The organism is Algoriphagus machipongonensis, from assembly GCF_000166275.1.
GTDB lineage: Bacteria > Bacteroidota > Bacteroidia > Cytophagales > Cyclobacteriaceae > Algoriphagus > Algoriphagus machipongonensis.
This window is the reverse complement of the sequence record NZ_CM001023.1, coordinates 1,687,332-1,707,915: the sequence shown is the minus strand read 5'-3', so window position 1 is coordinate 1,707,915 and position 20,584 is coordinate 1,687,332. Positions and strand designations below refer to the sequence as shown.

Annotated in this window: 19 protein-coding genes; 14 read left to right on the top strand and 5 right to left on the bottom strand. The window is 38.6% G+C overall.

The window, feature by feature from the left end:
- Positions 1-3: 3 nt before the first annotated feature.
- The 4 genes from ALPR1_RS07385 (at position 4) to ALPR1_RS07370 (ending at position 5,923) form a co-directional block, all read left to right on the top strand.
- The gene (locus tag ALPR1_RS07385) at positions 4-3,084 is read left to right on the top strand and encodes a VPS10 domain-containing protein (protein WP_161599221.1); all 3,081 of its coding nucleotides are present in this window, start codon (positions 4-6) and stop codon (positions 3,082-3,084) included.
- A gap of 153 nt (positions 3,085-3,237) precedes the next feature.
- A complete protein-coding gene (locus tag ALPR1_RS07380; RefSeq protein WP_008199611.1) occupies positions 3,238-3,687 on the top strand; it encodes a nuclear transport factor 2 family protein in 450 nt (149 codons plus the stop codon).
- Between the two features lie 22 nt (positions 3,688-3,709).
- Positions 3,710-4,510 (top strand): alpha/beta hydrolase family protein, encoded by an 801-nt coding sequence (locus tag ALPR1_RS07375; protein ID WP_008199610.1) that lies wholly within the window; start codon positions 3,710-3,712, stop codon positions 4,508-4,510.
- A gap of 12 nt (positions 4,511-4,522) precedes the next feature.
- A complete protein-coding gene (locus ALPR1_RS07370; RefSeq protein WP_008199609.1) occupies positions 4,523-5,923 on the top strand; it encodes an alpha-L-fucosidase in 1,401 nt (466 codons plus the stop codon).
- Between the two features lie 62 nt (positions 5,924-5,985).
- On the opposite strand, the gene tnpA is transcribed toward ALPR1_RS07370, so the two are convergent.
- From tnpA to ALPR1_RS07350, 4 genes are all read right to left on the bottom strand, one after another.
- Complete coding sequence (gene tnpA, locus ALPR1_RS07365) at positions 5,986-6,447, bottom strand: IS200/IS605 family transposase (RefSeq protein ID WP_008199608.1); 462 nt, start codon at positions 6,445-6,447, stop codon at positions 5,986-5,988.
- A gap of 899 nt (positions 6,448-7,346) precedes the next feature.
- On the bottom strand, positions 7,347-8,702 hold the full coding sequence (locus ALPR1_RS07360) for an amidohydrolase family protein (RefSeq protein ID WP_008199607.1): 1,356 nt from the start codon (positions 8,700-8,702) through the stop codon (positions 7,347-7,349).
- A gap of 191 nt (positions 8,703-8,893) precedes the next feature.
- The gene (locus ALPR1_RS07355; RefSeq protein ID WP_008199605.1) at positions 8,894-10,126 is read right to left on the bottom strand and encodes an alpha/beta hydrolase-fold protein; all 1,233 of its coding nucleotides are present in this window, start codon (positions 10,124-10,126) and stop codon (positions 8,894-8,896) included.
- Positions 10,127-10,151: 25 nt separating this feature from the next.
- Positions 10,152-10,580 (bottom strand): hypothetical protein, encoded by a 429-nt coding sequence (locus tag ALPR1_RS07350; RefSeq protein ID WP_008199604.1) that lies wholly within the window; start codon positions 10,578-10,580, stop codon positions 10,152-10,154.
- 212 nt (positions 10,581-10,792) lie between these two features.
- On the opposite strand from ALPR1_RS07350, the gene ALPR1_RS07345 reads away from it, so the two are divergent.
- The 7 genes from ALPR1_RS07345 (at position 10,793) to ALPR1_RS07315 (ending at position 15,988) form a co-directional block, all read left to right on the top strand.
- Positions 10,793-11,863, top strand: a complete 1,071-nt coding sequence (locus ALPR1_RS07345; RefSeq protein WP_040302627.1) for a sensor histidine kinase — start codon at positions 10,793-10,795, stop codon at positions 11,861-11,863.
- Entirely contained in the window at positions 11,860-12,555 is a 696-nt protein-coding gene (locus tag ALPR1_RS07340; protein WP_008199602.1) for a LytR/AlgR family response regulator transcription factor, read from the top strand. The genes ALPR1_RS07345 and ALPR1_RS07340 overlap by 4 nt, the downstream gene beginning before the upstream one ends.
- 93 nt (positions 12,556-12,648) lie before the next feature.
- On the top strand, positions 12,649-13,263 hold the full coding sequence (locus tag ALPR1_RS07335; protein ID WP_008199601.1) for a hypothetical protein: 615 nt from the start codon (positions 12,649-12,651) through the stop codon (positions 13,261-13,263).
- 1 nt (position 13,264) lies between these two features.
- The gene (locus ALPR1_RS07330; RefSeq protein ID WP_008199600.1) at positions 13,265-13,558 is read left to right on the top strand and encodes a winged helix-turn-helix domain-containing protein; all 294 of its coding nucleotides are present in this window, start codon (positions 13,265-13,267) and stop codon (positions 13,556-13,558) included.
- A gap of 55 nt (positions 13,559-13,613) precedes the next feature.
- Complete coding sequence (locus ALPR1_RS07325; protein ID WP_008199599.1) at positions 13,614-13,940, top strand: hypothetical protein; 327 nt, start codon at positions 13,614-13,616, stop codon at positions 13,938-13,940.
- Positions 13,941-13,990: 50 nt separating this feature from the next.
- Positions 13,991-14,719 (top strand): DoxX family protein, encoded by a 729-nt coding sequence (locus tag ALPR1_RS07320; protein WP_008199598.1) that lies wholly within the window; start codon positions 13,991-13,993, stop codon positions 14,717-14,719.
- Between the two features lie 24 nt (positions 14,720-14,743).
- Positions 14,744-15,988 (top strand): DUF4153 domain-containing protein, encoded by a 1,245-nt coding sequence (locus tag ALPR1_RS07315; protein ID WP_008199597.1) that lies wholly within the window; start codon positions 14,744-14,746, stop codon positions 15,986-15,988.
- 4 nt (positions 15,989-15,992) lie between these two features.
- Here ALPR1_RS07315 and ALPR1_RS07310 read toward each other — a convergent pair whose 3' ends face one another.
- Complete coding sequence (locus ALPR1_RS07310; protein WP_008199594.1) at positions 15,993-16,460, bottom strand: nuclear transport factor 2 family protein; 468 nt, start codon at positions 16,458-16,460, stop codon at positions 15,993-15,995.
- 128 nt (positions 16,461-16,588) lie between these two features.
- Between ALPR1_RS07310 and ALPR1_RS07305 the strand changes: the two genes are divergently transcribed.
- The 3 genes from ALPR1_RS07305 to ALPR1_RS07295 all read left to right on the top strand — a co-directional run bounded on the left by ALPR1_RS07305 (position 16,589) and on the right by ALPR1_RS07295 (position 20,536).
- Positions 16,589-17,839, top strand: coding sequence for a cation:proton antiporter (locus ALPR1_RS07305; RefSeq protein WP_008199592.1), 1,251 nt, complete (start codon positions 16,589-16,591; stop codon positions 17,837-17,839).
- A gap of 64 nt (positions 17,840-17,903) precedes the next feature.
- Positions 17,904-19,487 carry a serine hydrolase domain-containing protein gene (locus ALPR1_RS07300; RefSeq protein ID WP_008199591.1) on the top strand — a complete coding sequence of 528 codons (1,584 nt, stop codon included), beginning with the start codon at positions 17,904-17,906 and terminating at the stop codon, positions 19,485-19,487.
- Positions 19,488-19,624: 137 nt separating this feature from the next.
- Positions 19,625-20,536 (top strand): sugar phosphate isomerase/epimerase family protein, encoded by a 912-nt coding sequence (locus ALPR1_RS07295; protein ID WP_008199590.1) that lies wholly within the window; start codon positions 19,625-19,627, stop codon positions 20,534-20,536.
- Positions 20,537-20,584 lie beyond the last annotated feature (48 nt).

Here is a 20,584-nt window from a genome sequence, read left to right as displayed (position 1 = left end):
CTTATGAAAGTTAAATCCTTACTTCTCTTGCTTTGCATGAGCTTATCGCTCTATGCCCAAAGCCAAGAATTGAAAAGCGAATTATTAAACGGACTACCCCTTAGGAATATTGGACCTGCCACCATGAGTGGGCGAATTGTGGACCTTGCGGTAGATGAATCTGACCCCTACACTTTTTATGCAGCAACAGCAACCGGAGGAGTTTGGAAGACTAGCAATAATGGCGTCTCCTTTGAACCTGTTTTTGAAAATGAAAACACTCATTCTGTAGGTGCAATTGCTCTACATCAAAACCATCCTAATATCCTTTGGGTGGGTACTGGAGAGAGAGCTAACCGCCAAAGTAATTCTTGGGGAGATGGTGTTTACAAATCACATGATGGAGGAAAAACCTGGGAGCACTTGGGACTAAAAGATTCCCATCATATTGGAAGAATTGTGCTTCATCCCACTGACACCGCGGTAGCTTATGTTGCTGCAATGGGCCATTTATGGGGGCCTAATGAAGAGCGAGGTCTGTATAAAACCGAAGATGGTGGAAAAACCTGGGATCGACTGATCTATGTGGATGAGGACACTGGTGTAGTGGATGTGGCCATGGATCCATCCGATCCTAATACGCTGTATGCTGCCACTTATCAGCGAAGAAGAAAACCCTATGGGTTTCATGGAGGAGGGCCGGGAAGTGGTCTGCATAAATCTACAGATGGTGGAAAAACCTGGAAAGAGCTAACCAATGGACTTCCAGATGGAGATTATGGACGTATTGGTATTTCCATCTATCGAAAGAACCCTGAAGTGGTATTTATTTCATTGGAACAAGGATTTCAATACAATGCCTCCACTGCTTACAATGAAAGAAGAGCTGGTTTATATAGAAGTCAGGACAAAGGTGAGAGTTGGGAGTTGATGAGTGATTGGAATCCAAGACCGATGTATGCCTCTCAGCCCTTGGTGGATCCCAGTGACGAGTCAAGGATTTACATGATGAATCAGTATAGTTATTCCAGTGATAGTGGAAGAACCTTTACAGCCCCGAGACAATCTCTTCATGGAGATGACAGGATTCTTTGGGTTAATCCAGAAGATTCCCGCCATGTAATCAAAGGGGATGACGGAGGTATTGGTATCTCTTATGATAGAGGAAAAAAATGGCTTTTCATCAACAACCTTCCCGTTAGCCAATACTACAGAGTTTCTGTAGACAATGCTAAACCATACAATGTTTATGGTGGCCTGCAGGACAATGGTAGTTGGGTTGGCCCAAGTGAAACGTATCGTTCCTCGGGCATTCTAAATGAAGACTGGAAACGGTTGGGAGGTGGCGATGGCTTTTTGAATCTGGTTGACCGAAATGATCCAGAGGTAGTCTACACAGAATCCCAGTATTTAGGGCTTTCCAGGCTCAATATGAAAAACGGCCAAAAACAAGAGATCCGGCCCGGAGATCCTAAAGGAAGAATCGGTGCTAGAAGGAACTGGGACGCTTGGGGACCTGGACTTCCCGAGCCAGAATTAGGCAATGCTATGGCACCTGGAAATTGGGATGGTCCCTTCTTTTTATCGCACCATGATGGAAACACTATTTATGCCGGAACCAATGTACTCTGGAAAAGCACCGATAATGGCGTTACTTGGACCTCTTTGGGAGACCTTACCACAAAGGTAAACCGTCGTGAACTTCTGATTATGGGCCAAAGACCTGATGAAAATACAGCTTCTCTAGATGATGGCATCCCCTACTATCCAACCTTAACAGCCATTGCTGAGGATTTATTTACACCGGGAATGCTTTATGCCGGAACTGATGATGGCTTACTTCAAGTATCTTGGGATGGTGGAAAAACCTGGAATGACGTCAGTAGCAAATTAGAAGGTTTGCCTAAGGAAACTTGGATCAATTCTTTTGAACCATCCAGTCACGCTGCCGGTACAGCATACGTTACCATCAATAATTATAGAAATGATGATTTCAATAATTACATCTATAAAACAGAAGATTATGGTAAAACCTGGAAATCGGTAGAAGGTAATTTACCAGCCAACCGAGTTACGCGAACACTAAGAGAAGACCCAAAAAACCCCAATTTATTATACTTAGGCACTGAGCTGGGACTTTTTATCTCCATAGATCAGGGTGAACATTGGGTTGAATTCAAAAGCAATATGCCAACACTACCATTTAATGATTTGGTGATTCACCCTAGAGATAATGACTTAGTGCTTGCGACACACGGAAGAGGAGTTTGGATATTGGATCATATCAGTGCTCTTCAGGAAATGACTCCAGAAGTCTTACAACAATCAGCTGCCCTATTCTCTATCGCTGATGCAGAAATCATCAATTACACCAACGATGGCGCACATACAGGTGATATGTATTACCGAGGTGAAAACCCTGATTTTGGAGCTGCTATAGACTACTACCTACAGGATTCTGTCGCTAGCGATGCCATTTCCATCAAAATCTTGGATACAAATGGAGCTTTGGTAGATGAGGTTGAAGCAAAAAATAAGTCAGGGCTTCATAGAGTGATGTGGCAATTGCAATATAAAACTGGAGAAGAAGGAAATGGCAGGTCCAGAATGCGAGGCCCCTCTGTTTTACCAGGCCTTTATACCGCTCAATTAGAAGTAAACGGTCAAACTTATGAGAAGCAATTCAGAGTAAGTGATGACCCACGTTTGGATATTTCACTGGATGTAAGAAAGGAATGGACTGATTCTCAAATGAAAGTTTTGGAATTAAGTACTCAGGTAACAGAAGATGGAAAAGGAATCCAAAAGCTAGAAGAGCAATTAGAAAAACTGGAGGAAGAGAAAATAGAGTATGATCAAGATGATGCTGCACCACTAAAGGAAATCATCCGAAAATACGGAGAACTTAGCAGTAGAATCAGGACATTATATTATCAAACCAGCAATTACATAGGTCCTTGGACTGGAGACCAAAAAGCTCAGTTTGACTATTACTTATCCATGGTTGACAAGCTTAAAACTGAAAGAGATCTAGTGATAAAAAACACTGTCCCGAAAGTCAATAAAGGACTTAAAAAAGAGAACCGCTTGACGATTGAAATGTAATTACCTCACTAAAAAAATTTAGAATACTTTTTGAAAGTTTAGAAGATAAGAGCGTAGGTTATTCTACGCTCTTTTTATTTGAACTCCTTTTTCCTTGTCACTAGTTAAAAAATGAAAATCAGTATCTTTCAATAACAAAACCCAATAATTAAAATGAAGTCCATTATTCTATTATTAGTTCTCTGTTTAGGTTTTTGTTCATTTACCCTTGCTCAAAACACCTGCATGACGGAGGAAAACATCAAATCTTTAGATGCCAAATGGGAGGAAGCTAACCTCCATCCTAACCCTGAATTTCTGGATGAGCTTTTGGGAAGTGAGTTTGTCTGGGTTCACAATCATGGATCCATGGTAGACACAAAAGACGCTGTAGTTAAACGTGCGAAGGCACAAAAAGAAAACGGAAACAGTAATACCAGATCAAGGAAGCAAAGTGATGTAAAAGTGGCCATTTCAGGCAATGTGGCAGTGGTAACAGGAATAACGGTAGTTGACCGTGGCCCCAGCCCAACCACCTATCATTTTATGAGAACATATGTAAATCTAGATGGAAAATGTGTACTGGTAGGAAATCATACGATGGCCATACCAGATGAGGAATAATATTTATTGATATCAAAAATCCATGACTCTAACTAAAAAGCTTCTCATTCTATTCATAGGCCTATTTCTCTTCTTCGAGGCAAATGCCCAAAATTCTATTTTCCCAGAGTATGAGGTCAAAGAATTCACCTTTCAAGGGCATGATGCAAAAATCGTTTTCCCCAAAGAAGCGAATGAAGCAAGAAACTGGGTTTGGAGAGCTAGATTTTGGGGCCATGAACCACAATTGGACAAGGCATTATTGGAACAAGGTTTTCATGTGGTGTATGTTGACGTAGCAGGTCTTTTTGGAAACCAAGAAGCCGTAACTCGTTGGAATGATTTCTATGCTTATTGCAGGAAGGAATTCAGCCTAAATGAAAAAGTTGTTTTGGAAGGCATGAGTCGAGGTGGTTTGATAATTTACAATTGGGCAGCTCAAAACACCGATAAAGTTTTTAGCATTTATGGAGATGCCCCAGTTTGTGACATTAAGAGTTGGCCTGGAGGATTATATGCTGGCCAAGGAAGTCAAGATGATTGGGAAAAATGCCTTGAAGCCTATGGTTTGGACTCTGCCTCGGTACTGAATTTCAAAGGAATCCCCATCTACAATAGTATTGCGATCGCTAAAGCTGGAATTCCTATTATAAACGTCTATGGCGAATCTGATAAAGTCGTTCCTTTCCGAGAAAATATTTCTCTTCTAGCGGATGAGTTTACCAAAGCTGGGGGAACAATTAAATTGATCCCAAAACCTGGTATTGGTCATCACCCCCATAGTCTAGAAGACCCAAGCCCTTTGGTAGAATTCATTTTACAAAGCATCCAAGAAAACAAATAATCCACCCCCATAATGCCTTTAAGAAGCATCTTACTTTTAATTACTGCCATTGTTCTTTTTGATAGAAGTTCTTTAGCTCAAAACGCTATCCCCACTCCAACACCTGCACAGTTAACTTGGCAAAATGCTGAGATGGCGGCAGTTTTTCATTACGACCTTCATGTTTTTGATGGTAAAGTTTACAATCAGGCATACAACAGAATCACCCCGATTGCAGACTACAATATATTCAATCCAGAAAAATTGGATACAGATCAATGGGTGAAAGCAGCAAAAGATGCAGGAGTGAAAATTGCGATTCTAACTGCTACCCATGAAACCGGCTTTGCTTTATTCCAAAGTGACTCCAATCCCTACAGCATGAAAGCACTCAAATGGAAAGATGGAAAAGGAGATTTGTTGAGGGAGTTTAAGGCATCCTGTGAAAAATACGGAATTCTGCCAGGCGTGTATATTGGGATACGTTGGAATTCCTTCTTTGGGATTCATGATTTCATGGTTGAAGGAGAAAGTGAGTTTGCCAAAAACCGCCAACAATATTACAATTCCATGGTGGAGGGAATGGTAGAAGAAATTTTCACCAATTATGGAGACTGGGCAATGGTTTGGTTTGACGGGGGAGCACATGGTCCCGAACAAGGAGGGCCTGATGTTCTCTCTATTTTTGAAAAACATCAGCCCAATGGTCTTTTTTATCATAATCTTCAGCGTGCGGATATGCGTTGGGGAGGCAGTGAGTCAGGTACAGTCCCATACCCTAGCTGGGGAACATTCCCTTACCAAGCAACAGGATCTGGAGAAAGCGCTAGAGAGGCTATCAGTAAAAATAATTTTGCTCTTTTGAAAACCGGTGATCCCAATGGAAATTATTACATGCCGGCAATGAGTGACGCTCCATTGCGTGGACATGGTGGACATGATTGGTTTTGGGAGCCCGGAAGAGATGATATAATTTACCCCTTGGAGAGCTTGGTCAATATGTATTACAATTCGGTTGGGCATAACTCAACCTTGATTTTGGGCTTGACACCTAATGCGGAAGGATTGATTCCTGAAGCAGATGCTCAAAGACTGAAAGAACTTGGAGATGAAATTGAAAGGAGATTTGAAAATAAAATCAATTCTACCTTAGGCGAAGGGAAACAATTTCAACTTAAGTTGAATGGATTCGAAAAAGTAAATCAGCTTGTGTTGATGGAAGAAATAAAGCAAGGGGAAAGGGTCAGGAAATTCACCATTGAAGGAAGAACTAGATCAGGGTGGAAATCCATTTTTGAGGGTTCTGCGATTGGTCACAAATTCATCCATCAACTTGATGAAATGGAAGTTTCTGAGTTAAGATTGAAAATTCTTGAATCAAAAGGGGAACCCCAAATCAAAGACTTCAGTGTATATTGGTTTGAAGATAAATAACCTATTAGGTCACATTCCTAGACCTTTAATTCCCATTAAATTTGATTTGCATCAGCCCATTTTTAATGGAGATCATGAAATACATATTGCTCCTCAAAAGGTATTTGATGAGCTTTCAATAGTTCGGAATACTCCTTTTTAAAAGAAAACTTCTCATGGTGCATTTTTTGATATTCGATGTATTTGAAAACAGAGTTAATTTCCTTTTGACTATAGGTGAAACAGCCAAACCCTGATTGCCATTCAAACCTTTCATTACAATAATCTGATTCATTAATCCACTTTGAGGATTTGGCTTTTACCCCTTGCATTACTTTTGAAATTGAAACCGAGGGTTTAAAACGAAATAGCGTGTGTACATGGTCTGGCATTCCATTCACAATCATAAGGTCGCAGTTATTTTCCTTGATTAAATTTCCTATAACAGAAAAGAGGTCCTTTTCCCAATTTTTATGGATTTGTGAATTGCGATATTTTACCGCGAAGACACATTGAGCATACATTTGCGAATAGGTATTTGGCATAGCTAAAAAAAATTGGATTCGAATGATTTAATTTAAAAATTAGTTAATCTTTTTTTTCATCAAAATATGAGCCATCCCTACGGGATTTTTCTTTAACAATAACCCTTTTATTCAAGCAGCTAAAGCAGCTTGCTAGGAAATTTTATCGTCCCTTTGGGACTATTGCGATTTAGAAATAGATACAGATATCTACAATTATTATCAGGTAAAATCTGTAACCTAAAATCAAACCTTTTCACCTGAATAACAGACAAGGATAGCTTGAAAGCCTATTTATTGTCCCCTTGTGGTTTTTGGACTTTAAGTTTTACAAGAATTTAGAAGCCGATATATAATAAATAACCCCTTATCAATACGTTCAATCTCTTCATCAATTTGGCCTGAGTATCATAGAAAGTCCTGTAAGGACGAGCCAGGTTCTAACCAGACAATTTATTTTCTGGATTTATAGCTGAATAAAAAATCAAATCCCGTAGGGATGAGCGATATCATGTTAGAAACTCTGAAACACCAACCAGAACCCTGCATAAAACATTGAAATGATTTCAAAAAGAAAATCAATATTAGTACCGAATCTGTGCTTTGAAATCAAACCTTTTCACCTGAAAAACAGACCAAGACAGCTTGAAAGCCTATTTATTGTACCCTTGTGGTTTTTGGACTTTAAGTTTTACAAAAATTTAGATGCCGATATATAATAAATAACCCCTTGTCAATAGGTTCAATCTCTTCATCAATTTGGCCTGAGTATCATACAAAGTCCTGTAAGGACGAGCAAGTTTTAACCAGACAATTTATTGTCTGGATTTATAGCTGAATTAAAAAATCAAATCCCGTAGGGATAAGCGATTTGTCTTAAGGCCGATTTGAAAACATATTTCCCTATAGAAAAGAGAAGATCACCTCTCCGGCCCCAGTTTTCCTTTAGCTGCATCCAACAAGCTTCTCGAGTCATAGATTCTACCTCCTTTTACCACCGTATGGACAGTTCGGGTTCTAGTGATATCTTCCAATGGATTCCCTTTGATAATAATTAAGTCTCCCCAATTTCCTTTTTTGATACTCCCCGTTTTATCTGCTATCCCCAAAGCCTCTGCATTTTGCTGGGTAGCGAAGTATAGAACATCTGCTGCTGGAATCCCTATTTCTACCATGGCAGCCATTTCGCGATGTATAAAAAAGCCACCTATTCCTCCTCCCAAATAATTTTCAAGCAAAAGTGGCCGATCAGTTCCTATGGTAATCAATCCACCCGCATCATAGTACCTTTTTAGAACTCCTTGCTTCACTGGGTATATCAACGCACAAAGTTCATTAAATGCGCTTTCGCCTGCTTGCTTGATAATACTATCCGTGAAGTCTGTGAAGTAAAGCTCCTCATAAGCAAAATCGAAAAATACAGGAGAGTCGACCATCCCAATTGCCCCATAAGTTGCTAAGGTCGCATCAAAATAAACCCCTTTTTCAATATACAGTTCAATGATCTCCGATAATCGTGGATCCTCTGGATCTATCTGCTTAAGACTTTGATAAGCATCAATAGAATCTGGCATCAATCTTCCCCCGAGAAAATGCTCCACCCGATCGATCCCCATTTCTATTGCTTCCTGGGGATTAACAGAATTTCTAAATCCAGAATTCAAATGACCTGTCACAGTCAAATTATGTTTGTGAGCTTGGTCAATCAAGGCTTGAAGATGATCTGATGAAATTCCCTTTGCCTTAAATCCATAGGCTCCTTTTGCCGCCCATACATCTACTCTTTTACGAATATCCTGCTCAGTAAAATTGGGATTCCAGTCTGGAGCAGCTGTTCCAAAATAAGGTCCCGAATGTAAAATCCTTGGCCCAGGCTTCCTTCCAGCATCTATGCCTTTTTGCAAATCCCACATTTTTTCAGGCTCTATTTCTCCTGCAGGAAAAGTGCTCGTTATCCCATTTGCTAGAAATATTTTGGGCATAGCCACCGTATCATCGTAGGCTTTACCATCATAACTCACCCGGTAATGAGCATGCAAATCAATCAATCCAGGGAGTATATAATCTTCATCAGTCAGACTCTTTACTTCCCAATTCAACACTTTCTCATTGCCATCTCCAAAATGACCATTAACCAAATAAATACCTTGGTTCTTTTTAAAGCTTTTAGAAGAAGTGTCAAAAACCCAACCCCCAGTTATTATCTGGTTTTGAGAGAAAGCCTGAAAACTTCCAAGCACTACTAATAGTGCCACTAAAGCGCAATTCTTTTTCATGTAATGCGAGCTAATCGGTATAAAAATCAATTTTAAATATACAGAATTTCAATTGGGAAAAGTTTGAGTCCCAAACTTCAAAAAATTCACATGTGAAAAGCAAATCCCAACCTATTGAATTCACCCTTTGTAAATCCTGATAGATTGGGAAAAACCAAAGCTGATTGATCAACCTTGAAACAGAATTGGTATTAATTAAGCTTTTGCATCAGCTCTTCCATTCTATTTTTATGATAATCACTCCCACTTATGGAATATGCTTTTTTAACATACCCCAAAGCTACATCCAGTTCATTGTTTGACTCAAAATAATCCGCCATGGAATCGTACATATTGGCACTTTTTGGGAAATAGCGGATTCCTTGCTCAAAGAACATTTTTGCTTTCTCCATTTGCCCCATATCCATACTCATGTACCCTGACATATTGATCAAATCCTCAGGAAGAGGCGGTTCAGAATACCCTAAATGATCTTCTAACTTTTTGGCTCTATAATTCATTAATTCCAGCAGCTCTTCAGCAGTGGTTTCTGGGATATTGAAAAGTTCGACTTTTTCCATTTGAAACCATTCGAATAATGACATTAGGCCGTCTCGAAGGGAAGGAAGAGGAACAGTCCCATGCAAATCCTTTGGATAGAATTCCCAATCAAAGTCCAACCCAATTCCTGCATTTGATCGGATGAATTCTGAAAAAGCGATATTACTTCGAGCAAAAAGAGTGAATTCGGAATCATCTTGAACAACATTCTCAAGAGTCATTTCAGGATTTTGCATGTGTAGTTGGCCACTGAGAGAAATAAAAAGTGACTTGCCTTTAAATTTCTCTTTGGACACAATTTCTTTAGCCTCCCTCAACATTAATTGATCATCCCAATCCAAACTTGGATCAATAGCCAGGTAATTCGCAAATATATCCGGCTTGTGTAGTAGTGTATTTATAGTAAACAATCCTCCATAGGAATGCCCAATCAACGTCCTGAAATTGGATGCTGGGTACTTTGATTCAATATATGGAATCAGCTCATTTTCGATAAATTTCAAAAATGTATCTGCTCCGCCATTGGGTTCCCAACTGGGTTCTACTTTAGATGGAGTTAAATCTCTGGTTCTGTTCTGATGATTCGAAATCCCAATTAGAATCATATCAGGAACAAAACCTCCTGAATAAAACCCCTGAGTAATGCTCAGGGCAGGCAATAAATTCTCTCCGTCTAAAATATAAATTACGGGATATTTCTTGTCGCTCGCAGGATCAAAACCCTCGGGGAACTGTACATAAATTTCTCTAGTCTCATTCAAAATTTCAGAATAAACGGAGTCTTTTATGCCAATTTGGGATAAATATTGTGCCTTAGCTTCGCCAACAATGCTCAAGAGGATAGCAAGGCAAAGAAATGTTTTTTGATGTATATAAGATATCATAGCTGAATACGAGTAAGAGAAAACATTATTTTACTCCTTCAGCATCCGATTTCCTTATCCAGCCTAATACAAAAGTGGCTGTATAACCCAGGATAAATACCAGTAACCCAAAAATGGGTGATAGCAAGGTGATTTTCAATCCACCTGCAACGATTTCTGGTTCTACTCCACCAGAAGCTTCTAAGGCATCAAAGGCGCCAATTAATCCCAGCAGGCTGTTAAGGAAAGAGATCACCAGTGCCAACAGGACTATTTGGTTGATCAGCATTTTATACTTTAAAAATTTAGCTTCATCACTTTTTAGGTTTAAGAATGCCTTAATAGTGAAAAACACAGCCAATATAGAGCAGATTAAAATTATTGTCGTTCCTACAATTCCTCCTTCAACGAAGCGTTGAAATATGACATTTGAAAACATAAGATTCATACCTAATACTGTTGCTATTATTTTCATTTTATTTTGATTAGTTAATGAAACAATAGTAGAAATTTGGATACAACCCTCTTAATTAATGCGCCCATTGACTATTGAGGCAATAGATTCTACAAGTTTACATGGCTTTTTGAATTTAAGTATTCCTGAAGGTCAAACATCCTTCAAAACTAGTCATCTGTCGCAAAACCTTTGCAATTTCATTTTTTTGAATAACCTTGTCATTTTCAAAGATGAAAAAAGGGCTTTTCTATACACTTATCCAAAAACTCGCAAAGGAGCTTGCGCTCTGTTTGGGATCCCTCCTTTTCTTTACTTTTTACTTTGGAATCACCATTTCAAACCTAGGTCCTTCTATGACGTTTGGTTTGTTTTTACTGCCCATCACAATTGCTTTGATACACGTCTTTAGCTTTTTTTTGATCCCAGAGTACTTATTTAAACAGCGATATTTATGGTTTGGAATCTACACTCTTTACACCATCATCATATCCATTTTCTTGATTACTTTATCTTCTTTTTACGGTTTCATTTTCATTAATTCTTTGGAGACATTTAATAGTGACTTTTTGCTCACCAAAAATCTCTATCTGATCATCATAGGAGTTTACATGTTGGTTTTATTAACCTCCCTCTTCTCGGCTTACCGAGAAAGTTACAAGATGCATCTGCGCAATCAAGACCTTCAGTTTGCTTTGCTAAATGGGGAATTACAACTCAAGCAAGAGGAACTTTCTTACCTCAAAATGCAAATTCATCCTCATTTTCTTTTCAATACTCTCAACACCATTTATGGCTCGGCTATCGCCAAAAAACAAGAAACTCCCGAACTGATATTAAAGCTTTCTAATTTACTGGATTACATCTTGTATCAAACCAAAAAATCTTTGGTACCACTACAAGATGAAATCGAGCATTTACAAGATTATTTAGCTTTGGAAAAACTCCGTCATGGCAGCAGTCTAAAAATTCATACCTCCTTGCCGGAAAATCGAAAAGATATTAAAATTGCTCCCATGCTTTTTCTACCCTTATTGGAAAATAGCTTTAAGCATGGAAAAACAAACCTTGGGAACGCTTTTGTAGATCTTCGAATAGAAGTGAAGGGAGATCTAATTTCATTTTCTCTTAAAAACTCAAAAGCTGAGAAAGCTGCTAATTCAAATATCCAATCTTCTGGAATTGGCTTACAAAATATTAAAAAGAGACTCATACTCCTTTACCCTAATACTCATTCATTCCAGATTGAAGATGAAGAGGAGTTTTTCTTAGTGAAACTTGAGATCCAAACTAAAACCGCATGAATTGCCTTATCGTTGACGACGAACCTATAGCCCAGGATATCCTCAAGGAATATATTGACAAAATCGATTATTTAAATCTGATTGACTGTTGCTCAAATGCTAACGAGGCCTTTAACCTAATTCAAAAGGAGCAGATAGAACTCGTATTTTTAGACATCAATATGCCGGGAATTGACGGGATAGCGTTTGCCAAAATCATCCCAAAAGAAGTCAAAGTAATATTTACAACAGCCTACCGAGAATATGCCATTGAGGGTTTTGATCTGGCAGCCTTTGATTATTTATTAAAACCAATCCCATTTGATCGATTTTTAAAAGCTGTGTCCCGAGTACATAAGGTCGTAGAAAATAACGAAGGCACTTCCATTCAGGATAAGCCTGATTTTCTTTTTGTAAGACAAGATCGGAAAATGGAAAAAGTCGCTTTTGATGAAATCTTGTATGTGGAGAGTTATTCTGATTACTTAAAAATCCACTTAAAAGATCGTTTTTTGATAGTTAGAGAAAGTATCTCAAAATTTGAGTCCAAACTTCCCCAGGCCAATTTCATTAGGTTTCATCGCTCGTATATTGGAAACATAGCTGCTATTTCTTCCTACACTCACGAATATCTGGAAATAGGCCAAAAGACACTTACCATCAGCAGGTCCTATAAAGAAGAGGTCTTAAAAAGACTTCAACACTTTGAATAAGGCCAACCAAGAAGATTTTAAAAAAAATATCTTCCAATAATGATTCAAATATCATTTTTTTAATTTTACTTTGTAACTCAAAGTACTTTTAATATGAAAAGACCAGAACAAGAGTTAGCTGAAATCAAGTCCATGATGGAAAGAAGTACACGCTTTCTTTCATTGAGTGGATTATCTGGGGTTTTGGCTGGAATTTATGCCATCATCGCCGCCGGAATCGCTTGGTATTGGATTTACTTTCCTTTATCAAAATGGGGTAACCCGGCAAATGAGCTATCTGATTCTGATCTAATCTGGAGGATTTTGGGCCTGGCGGTAGTTATTCTGGCGCTTGCATTACTTACAGCCTGGACGATGAGTAAAAAGAAGAGTGAAAAGGCTTCACAAAAGTTTTGGACCTCTGCGAGTAAGAGGTTCTGGCAGGCCTTGTTTATCCCGGTACTTCTTGGAGGCTTATTTTCATTTGCATTGGTGCATGAGCATACCTTTCAACTCATCCCTGCCGCAACTTTATGTTTCTATGGATTGGGCTTAGTCAGTGCTTCACATTTCACTTTGGGAGAAATCAAGAAATTAGGCTTCACTCAATTGGCTTTCGGTATTTTGGCAGCCTTTTTCCCTCAATTTGGGCTATTATTTTGGGCAGGGGGCTTTGGCATTACACATGTCATATATGGATCAATGATGTATTACAAATACGACCGATAAGGTGAAGGGGAATTACGATAAAGCATTTGAAAATGTGGTCCGACTTCGGGTCATGTCCATCCTGATGGTCAATGAGGAATATGATTTTAATTCCTTTAAAGATATCCTGGAAGTGACTGACGGAAACTTAGCTTCGCATTTAAAAAATCTTGAAAAACAAGAGTACATAGCAGTGAATAAAAGCTTCGTGGGTAGAAAACCATTAACAAATTACACGGCTACAAAAATTGGCAAAAAGGCATTTCAAGAACACCTGGAATTCCTAGAAAATTTGATCAAAGAAAATAAAAACTAAAAAAATTTATTCATCTACTTTGAATCTCAAAGTACTTTCAAAAAAACACTCCCCTATGAAAACCAACATTGAATTTCTAAAAGGCTTTCAGCTTAAGTCAGCATTGGTTGCAGGAATCATCGGAGCAAGCATTCCATTCTCCTGGTTAATGTTTCTCATCCTTGTCAAAAGCGAAATATTCGAATCCTGGATGTGGACTCCAGTGATATTTATCCCATTAGGCGGCGTGTTCGGAGGGTTGTTTTTCTACTTGATGGGGTTTGTCTGGTTTCCTTCTGGAAAGCCTAAGCTAACGGCTATCATATTCAGTACGCTATTCTATTTTGTGGCTATTTGGCTAAGTGCTGTTTTCGCATTTAACCTCACAGGTCACTGGGATTAAATCCAATTCTTTACTCTTATTTATATGGACCTTAATAACATTTATATAAAATGACAGCTTCAAGCTTTTCCAAAAAATTAGAAGACTACTACTTCAGCATCAAACAAAACAGATGGCACTGGATCTTTCAGCTTGTTTGTAGAATCCTCCTTGCTTATGCATTCATCGTGGCCGGCATGGTAAAGATACTTGGAGAACGATTTGCCAGTGGTTTATCTGTGATTCACCCCATGGGTTCCTACCTAGAGGCTTTACACCACACCGGCTACTATTATACCTTTATTGGAGTTGCTCAAGTACTCGCTGCGATCTTGTTGCTTATACCTCGCACGGTGCTAACGGGCGCTTTACTTTACCTTCCCATCATTGTAAACATTTGGGTTTTATCCTTTGCAGTACGCTTTGTAGGCTCATTTATCACATCCCCATTGATGGTTTTGGCAAACCTATACATTCTTGCCTGGCATTACGACAAGCTGAAATATATCCTACCATTCAATAGTTATTCAAAGGAGGTAAGCTTTGCAAAACCCGAAAAATACAGCTTAAAATTCCCCTATCTTTTTGCTTTGGGAGTTTTTGCAACCATGTTTTTCTTCGTCTGGTTTTCCCGTTTTGGTCTTGATGTGATGCCTCAGAACTCGGTAGAATCCTGTAGAAAACAGTTTATTGGTACAGAGAATGAAGCAGAAGGATTTGAATTCTGTGAATGTGTACACACCATTGGCAACCCTCTGGATCAGTGCCTAGAACGATACGAACAGTTAACCGAACAATGATCTAAATTTTAACACTTAAATAAAATGAAAAACGACATTCTTAATCATTTAGATGATCCAGCATTTTTGGAACAGCTATATCGCAAAAACAAAACAGATTTTAAAGATTCGTTCTCCAAACTCTACCCAGAAATTCAAGGAAACAAAGCAGCTGAATTTTGGCAAGAAAGACTGAATTATGAATCAAGCTCCATTTCCTGGGGATCAAAAAATGAACTTCTGTATGTATTCATCGGGTGTTTCATTGCAGGATTAATTGCCAAATCGCCTGATATATTTTCTATTTCAGCGGACTACTTCTTTTCCAGGAATTTTGGATTCATCGTCTTCCCTATTTTGACAGCATATTTTGTCTGGAAAAACAAAACCCCAAGAAATGTCACCAGTATTTTCTTTGGACTTTTGGGACTTTCTTTTGTTTACATCAATTCTCTACCTGATACTTCCGAAAGCGACACCTTAATTTTAGCATGCATCCATTTACCATTGATTCTTTGGATGATTTTGGGATCCGTTTTTCAAGAGCAATCGAAATTCAAAATTTCGGCACCTTTGGAATACCTACGATTCAATGGTGATGCGGCTGTGATGATGGCTGTTTTAGCTTTAGCGGGAGGAGTGTTAACTGGAATTACTTTTGGTTTATTCTCCCTGATCGGCATAGATTTAGAACCATTCTTCGAAAGCTATATCCTTTTATTTGGCCTTCCCGCAATCCCTATTCTTGCAACTTTTTTAACCCAGACCAATCCTCAGTTAGTTAACAAAGTATCTCCTATCATAGCCAAACTCTTCAGTCCTGTGGTTTTGATCATGTTGACTGTGTATTTGATCGCAATTTTCTACACAGGCAAAGACCCTTACAATGACAGGGAATTCTTATTAACCTTTAATATCATGTTGATCGGTGTGATGGCCATTATCTTTTTCTCCGTAGCTGAAAACACGGGATCAAAAAAGATCAGCTTTGACATATGGGTTCTGTTTTTATTGTCCATCGTCACCATTATCGTAAATGGGGTGGCTCTTTCTGCTATCATTTTCAGAATTTCTGAATGGGGGCTTACTCCAAACAGATTGGCAGTATTAGGAGCAAATATTCTCATTTTGATTCATTTGCTCTTGGTGACATACCGATTGTATAGCAGTGTTTCAAAAAGAAAGCAACTTAGTGAAGTAGGGAAGTCAATCGTGAGTTATATCCCTATTTACTTTATTTGGATTTTGATTGTTGTGTTCATTTTCCCAGTAGCATTTGGCTTCAAATAACCCCTCATTTAGGAGTTATCACCCCCATAAAGGTCTGACGAATTATCTTTCCATCATGAACAATAAATGAATCCGAGCAATCTTTAAAACTTAGGCTGGGTGCTTCCGCTTCCCAAATGATGTATCCCACATCTTTTACAGATAGGTTTTTGATCAGTGTGACATTCGTAGAATCCTTAGGCAATGCGGCATAAGCATTTACGAAATTTTCTCGGATTTCTGCTAGCCCTCGGTAAGTCCTATCAGGTGTAATCAGAATTGATTCTTCAGTATAATCGGCCATCACTTCCCCAAGGTCATTCTCCACGAAAGCCTTGAAGTGATGGTCGACTACCTGCTGGGTAGTTTCTTCATCATAATTCAACTCTTGGCTTTGTGCGCTTTGAGATGCATTTCCTGATGTTTCCTCAACTTTTGGATTACAGGAAATTACCAGAGCTAATACTACAAGGATTAAAACATTGATTTTCATAATTCTGCGGGTTGATGGTAATTAAAATTAGTAAATAAAATCTAATTCCGATTTTAAAAACAAAACCCAAAATTGGTCAAGCGATGAAATGATTGTACTTTAAAAAGCATTTTATTTCAAATACCCCAATGAGCATTTTTACAATCATTACGATATTAATTATCCTTTCTGCAGCCTTTGCATTTATCAATACTAAATTCTTAAAACTACCCTTCACGATAGGGTTAATGATCATAGCAATTGCTTTTACTGCGGGGATCACTATTATCGGCAGCTTCAATCACTATGTACTGGATGAAGCCAAGTTATTAATTGAGTCCATTGATTTTGAAACAGCACTGCTTGATGTCATGCTAAGTTTCTTGCTTTTTGCTGGAGCTTTACACACCAAACTGGATGCATTGAAAAGGCAAAAAGCACCTATAGCTGCCTTTGCCACCATGGGAGTAGTCATTTCTACTTTTCTTGTGGGCACGATCATGTATGGAGTATTTATACTATTCAATCATGAAATAAATTATATCTATTGTCTATTATTTGGCGCACTCATTTCACCAACTGATCCTATTGCAGTATTAGGAATCCTGAAAGATGCCAATGCTCCCAAAAAACTGGAAATAAAAATCGTCGGAGAATCCCTCTTCAATGATGGCGTGGGAGTAGTTGTCTTTCTGGTTATTTTTAAAATTGCCCAGCAGGGAATAGGAGCTATAGAACCCTTGGACGTCGGTATTTTATTCCTGGAAGAAGTCGTGGGGGGAATCGCTTTAGGTTTGATTGCAGGTTGGTTGGCTTTTAGGGTAATGAAAGTGATTGACCATTATGAAACTGAGGTTATCATCACTTTGGCTTTGGTTATGGGTATTTCTTCCTTGGCACATATTCTACATGTTTCAGGGCCTCTTGCAGTGGTTGTTGCAGGAATTTTAATAGGAAATATGTCTCCAAAAATAGCTTGGTCAGACAATACTCATAATTATGTGGAAAAATTTTGGGAGTTAATAGATGTCCTTCTTAATGCTGTACTATTCGTCCTAATTGGTTTGGAAATCTTTGTCATCACCATCAGTTGGGAATACCTGATCTTAGGTTTACTGGCAATTCCAGCAGCCTTGATTGCTCGATATATAGCACTTTCCGGGCCGATTGCTATTTTCGACAAACGATTAGATTTTATCCCCAAAACCAATCTCATCATGACCTGGGGTGGAATTCGAGGCGGTATTTCTATTGCCTTGGCCTTATCCTTAGAACCCCAAATGGAGCGCGAGCTATTTCTTACCGTTACCTATGTCGTCGTAATCTTTTCAATCATTGCCCAAGGCCTTACTATAGGCCCATTGGTGAAAAAGGTACTCTCAAATAAAAACCTCAATTAACAATTACTGCTATTCAACATACTTATCAAGCAATACCAAAAGAATCAAGCAAACTCATACCAACATGAAAAATAAGAGAACACTTTATTTTGGCATTAGCACCCTACTGATTCTCGCTTCTTGCGGAGCTCCTAATCAAGAGGAAAAGCAGTCGAGTGAAAATGTCCAGCATAGCTTTTCGGAGGATTACAAAGCACCGGCCTTTACCGATGATCAAAGAGCAGAAAAAATCAAAAGTATTAAGGATGAATTAAAGTTGATGATGGAGGAGTATGCGGAGGAAAATCATATTCCAGGCATCGCTTACGGAATTGTTGTTGATGAGGATTTGATTTTATCCAATGCAGTAGGTTTAATGGATATAGAAAACCAACTTCCTGCTAAAACAAGTACAGATTTCAGGATAGCATCCATGACCAAGAGCTTTACGGCAATGGCAATCATGAAGCTCAGAGATGAGGGAAAGCTTTCTTTAAATGATCCCGTGGCAGATTACATTCCTGATATGGCGAATGTCACTTATTTAACTCAGGATGCTTCGACCATAGACATAGAAAACTTACTAACAATGACCGCTGGATTTCCAGAAGATAATCCTTGGGGAGACAGGCAGTTGGAGGAAAGCAATCAGATGCTTTTGGATATGATCAAAGAAGGAATTTTATTTTCCAATGCACCTTCTATGGAATTTGAATATAGTAATACAGGCTACGCTATGCTAGGTTATATTGTATCTCAAGTTTCTGGAAAACCTTATCAGGAATACATTAAAGAAGAAATACTCCTTCCTCTAAACATGAAAAACACCTATTGGGAAGTGGACAATGTACCTTCTGGGCAATTGGCGATTGGTTACCGTTGGGAGGATGAAACATGGAAATTAGAACCCATGTTGCATGATGGTTCATTTGGCTCCATGGGAGGATTGATTACGACCATTGAAGACTTTAGCAAGTATGTTAGTTTCCATTTATCAGCTTGGCCTCCAAGAAATGGGGATGAAAAAGGCCCTATTAAAAGAAGCTCTTTAAGAGAAATGCAAACCCCACAATTTCCAAGACTCAATCCTAATGCAAGAAACTACAAAGATGAGCCTAGTCCAGTAGTTTCAGGTTATGGTTTTGGCTTAGGCATTTATACCAATGGTGATGACATGAAATGGATTTCACATGGAGGAGCTCTTCCAGGTTTTGGTAGTAATTATGTCTTTTATCCAGAGTACGGCGTTGGCATCATGGCTTTTTGCAACTTGACTTATACCACTCCTTGGCCTCTCCAAAAAATTCAGCAATTACTTTTTGAAAAATTAGATCTTCAAAAGAGAGAATTACCCGTTTCTTCCATCTTAAAAGCTAGAAAAATGGAAGTTCAAGAATCCTTTCTTCTAGGAGAAAATGGATTGAAAGAAGATATCTTTTCTGAAAACTTTTTCCTTGATAAAAGCCGGGAACATCGTGTGAAGGAAATAAAAGATGCTTTGGATGCTGTTGGTGAAATTAAGTCTATTTCGGATTTAAGCCCTCAAAACCAATTAAGAGGCACTTTCCGTCTACATGGAGAGGAAAAAGATATTATCATTTATTTTACACTGAGTCCAGAAATAGACGCAAGAATTCAGCAATTACTATTTGCGGTAGTAGATAAGTAAAACAGAATGGTGAATCAAACTGATTTTTTCAAGATTCTTATAACTAACCCTTCATCATTAAATAAAAAGAACAAAGCCCTTAGATCATTTAATTTAATGCCGATTTAATTAACTTGCTTGAGAAAATAACACCCATTATGAAAAAACACATTAACCTCTCTTTTGGCCTCCTCTTGATGGCTGTGGTATCCTTTACCGCTTGCAGCTCAAAAACAGGCACAGAAGAAACCGCTGAAACCCCTGAAGTAGCAGTCAGTGAACCTACCAATTTTGGAGGGCTGGCTTTGTACACTGTTCGTGACTCCATGGCAAGTAATCCAAAAGCAACCCTTCAAGCGGTTGCCGATGCTGGCTATGCTTATGTAGAAGCAGCGAATTATAGTGAAGGCACATTTTATGGAATGACTCCTTCTGAGTTCAAATCTTACCTTGAGTCACTAGGCTTGACTGCGAAAAGTGCTCACATGGGTATGGTTACCATGGAAAATGCTGACCAATTGATCGCAGACGTAAAAGCAGCTGGCATTGAATATTTTGTGATTCCTGTTCCTCCTATGGGCATGTTTACCTTTGGACCTGACGGGATGGGCATGAAAGGCACACCTGATGAATTGGTGACAATCATGAATACCCTAGGAGAAAAGTGTAAGGCTGCTGGAATCAAACTTCTTTATCATAACCATGACTTTGAGTTCAAAGCAATGGATGATGGAACCATCATTGAAGATTTACTTTTAGAGAAATGTGATCCGGAACTTGTTAATTTCCAGATGGATTTATTCTGGGTAACTAAAGCAGGTGTTGACCCTTTAACTTACTTTGAAAAATATCCAGGAAGATTCATTGCTTGGCATGTAAAAGACATGAATGACGAAGGGAACTTCGCTCCCGTCGGAACCGGAAACATCGATTTTAAAAGAATTCTTGCTGAAAAATCCAAGTCTGGAATGGAGTTCTACTTAGTGGAGCAAGACCAAACTTTCGGATTGGATCCTTTAGAAGCGATCAAAATCAGTCATGATGGATTAGTAGAGATCGGTTTTAAATAAACTAACCTAAAGAAAACAGAAATCGGAATTGAGAAGGAATTTTCCTTT

What these genes read in the sequence shown, in the direction of transcription:
- ALPR1_RS07325 (WP_008199599.1), top strand. Translation starts at nt 13,614, where the DNA reads ATGAAAACCAACATTGAATTTCTAAAAGGCTTTCAGCTTAAGTCAGCA.
- ALPR1_RS07345 (WP_040302627.1), top strand. Translation starts at nt 10,793, where the DNA reads ATGAAAAAAGGGCTTTTCTATACACTTATCCAAAAACTCGCAAAGGAG.
- ALPR1_RS07380 (WP_008199611.1), top strand. Translation starts at nt 3,238, where the DNA reads ATGAAGTCCATTATTCTATTATTAGTTCTCTGTTTAGGTTTTTGTTCA.
- ALPR1_RS07310 (WP_008199594.1), bottom strand. Translation starts at nt 16,460, where the DNA reads ATGAAAATCAATGTTTTAATCCTTGTAGTATTAGCTCTGGTAATTTCC.
- ALPR1_RS07370 (WP_008199609.1), top strand. Translation starts at nt 4,523, where the DNA reads ATGCCTTTAAGAAGCATCTTACTTTTAATTACTGCCATTGTTCTTTTT.
- ALPR1_RS07340 (WP_008199602.1), top strand. Translation starts at nt 11,860, where the DNA reads ATGAATTGCCTTATCGTTGACGACGAACCTATAGCCCAGGATATCCTC.
- ALPR1_RS07305 (WP_008199592.1), top strand. Translation starts at nt 16,589, where the DNA reads ATGAGCATTTTTACAATCATTACGATATTAATTATCCTTTCTGCAGCC.
- ALPR1_RS07350 (WP_008199604.1), bottom strand. Translation starts at nt 10,580, where the DNA reads ATGAAAATAATAGCAACAGTATTAGGTATGAATCTTATGTTTTCAAAT.
- ALPR1_RS07355 (WP_008199605.1), bottom strand. Translation starts at nt 10,126, where the DNA reads ATGATATCTTATATACATCAAAAAACATTTCTTTGCCTTGCTATCCTC.
- ALPR1_RS07295 (WP_008199590.1), top strand. Translation starts at nt 19,625, where the DNA reads ATGAAAAAACACATTAACCTCTCTTTTGGCCTCCTCTTGATGGCTGTG.
- ALPR1_RS07385 (WP_161599221.1), top strand. Translation starts at nt 4, where the DNA reads ATGAAAGTTAAATCCTTACTTCTCTTGCTTTGCATGAGCTTATCGCTC.
- ALPR1_RS07360 (WP_008199607.1), bottom strand. Translation starts at nt 8,702, where the DNA reads ATGAAAAAGAATTGCGCTTTAGTGGCACTATTAGTAGTGCTTGGAAGT.
- ALPR1_RS07320 (WP_008199598.1), top strand. Translation starts at nt 13,991, where the DNA reads ATGACAGCTTCAAGCTTTTCCAAAAAATTAGAAGACTACTACTTCAGC.
- ALPR1_RS07335 (WP_008199601.1), top strand. Translation starts at nt 12,649, where the DNA reads ATGAAAAGACCAGAACAAGAGTTAGCTGAAATCAAGTCCATGATGGAA.
- tnpA (WP_008199608.1), bottom strand. Translation starts at nt 6,447, where the DNA reads ATGCCAAATACCTATTCGCAAATGTATGCTCAATGTGTCTTCGCGGTA.
- ALPR1_RS07315 (WP_008199597.1), top strand. Translation starts at nt 14,744, where the DNA reads ATGAAAAACGACATTCTTAATCATTTAGATGATCCAGCATTTTTGGAA.
- ALPR1_RS07375 (WP_008199610.1), top strand. Translation starts at nt 3,710, where the DNA reads ATGACTCTAACTAAAAAGCTTCTCATTCTATTCATAGGCCTATTTCTC.
- ALPR1_RS07300 (WP_008199591.1), top strand. Translation starts at nt 17,904, where the DNA reads ATGAAAAATAAGAGAACACTTTATTTTGGCATTAGCACCCTACTGATT.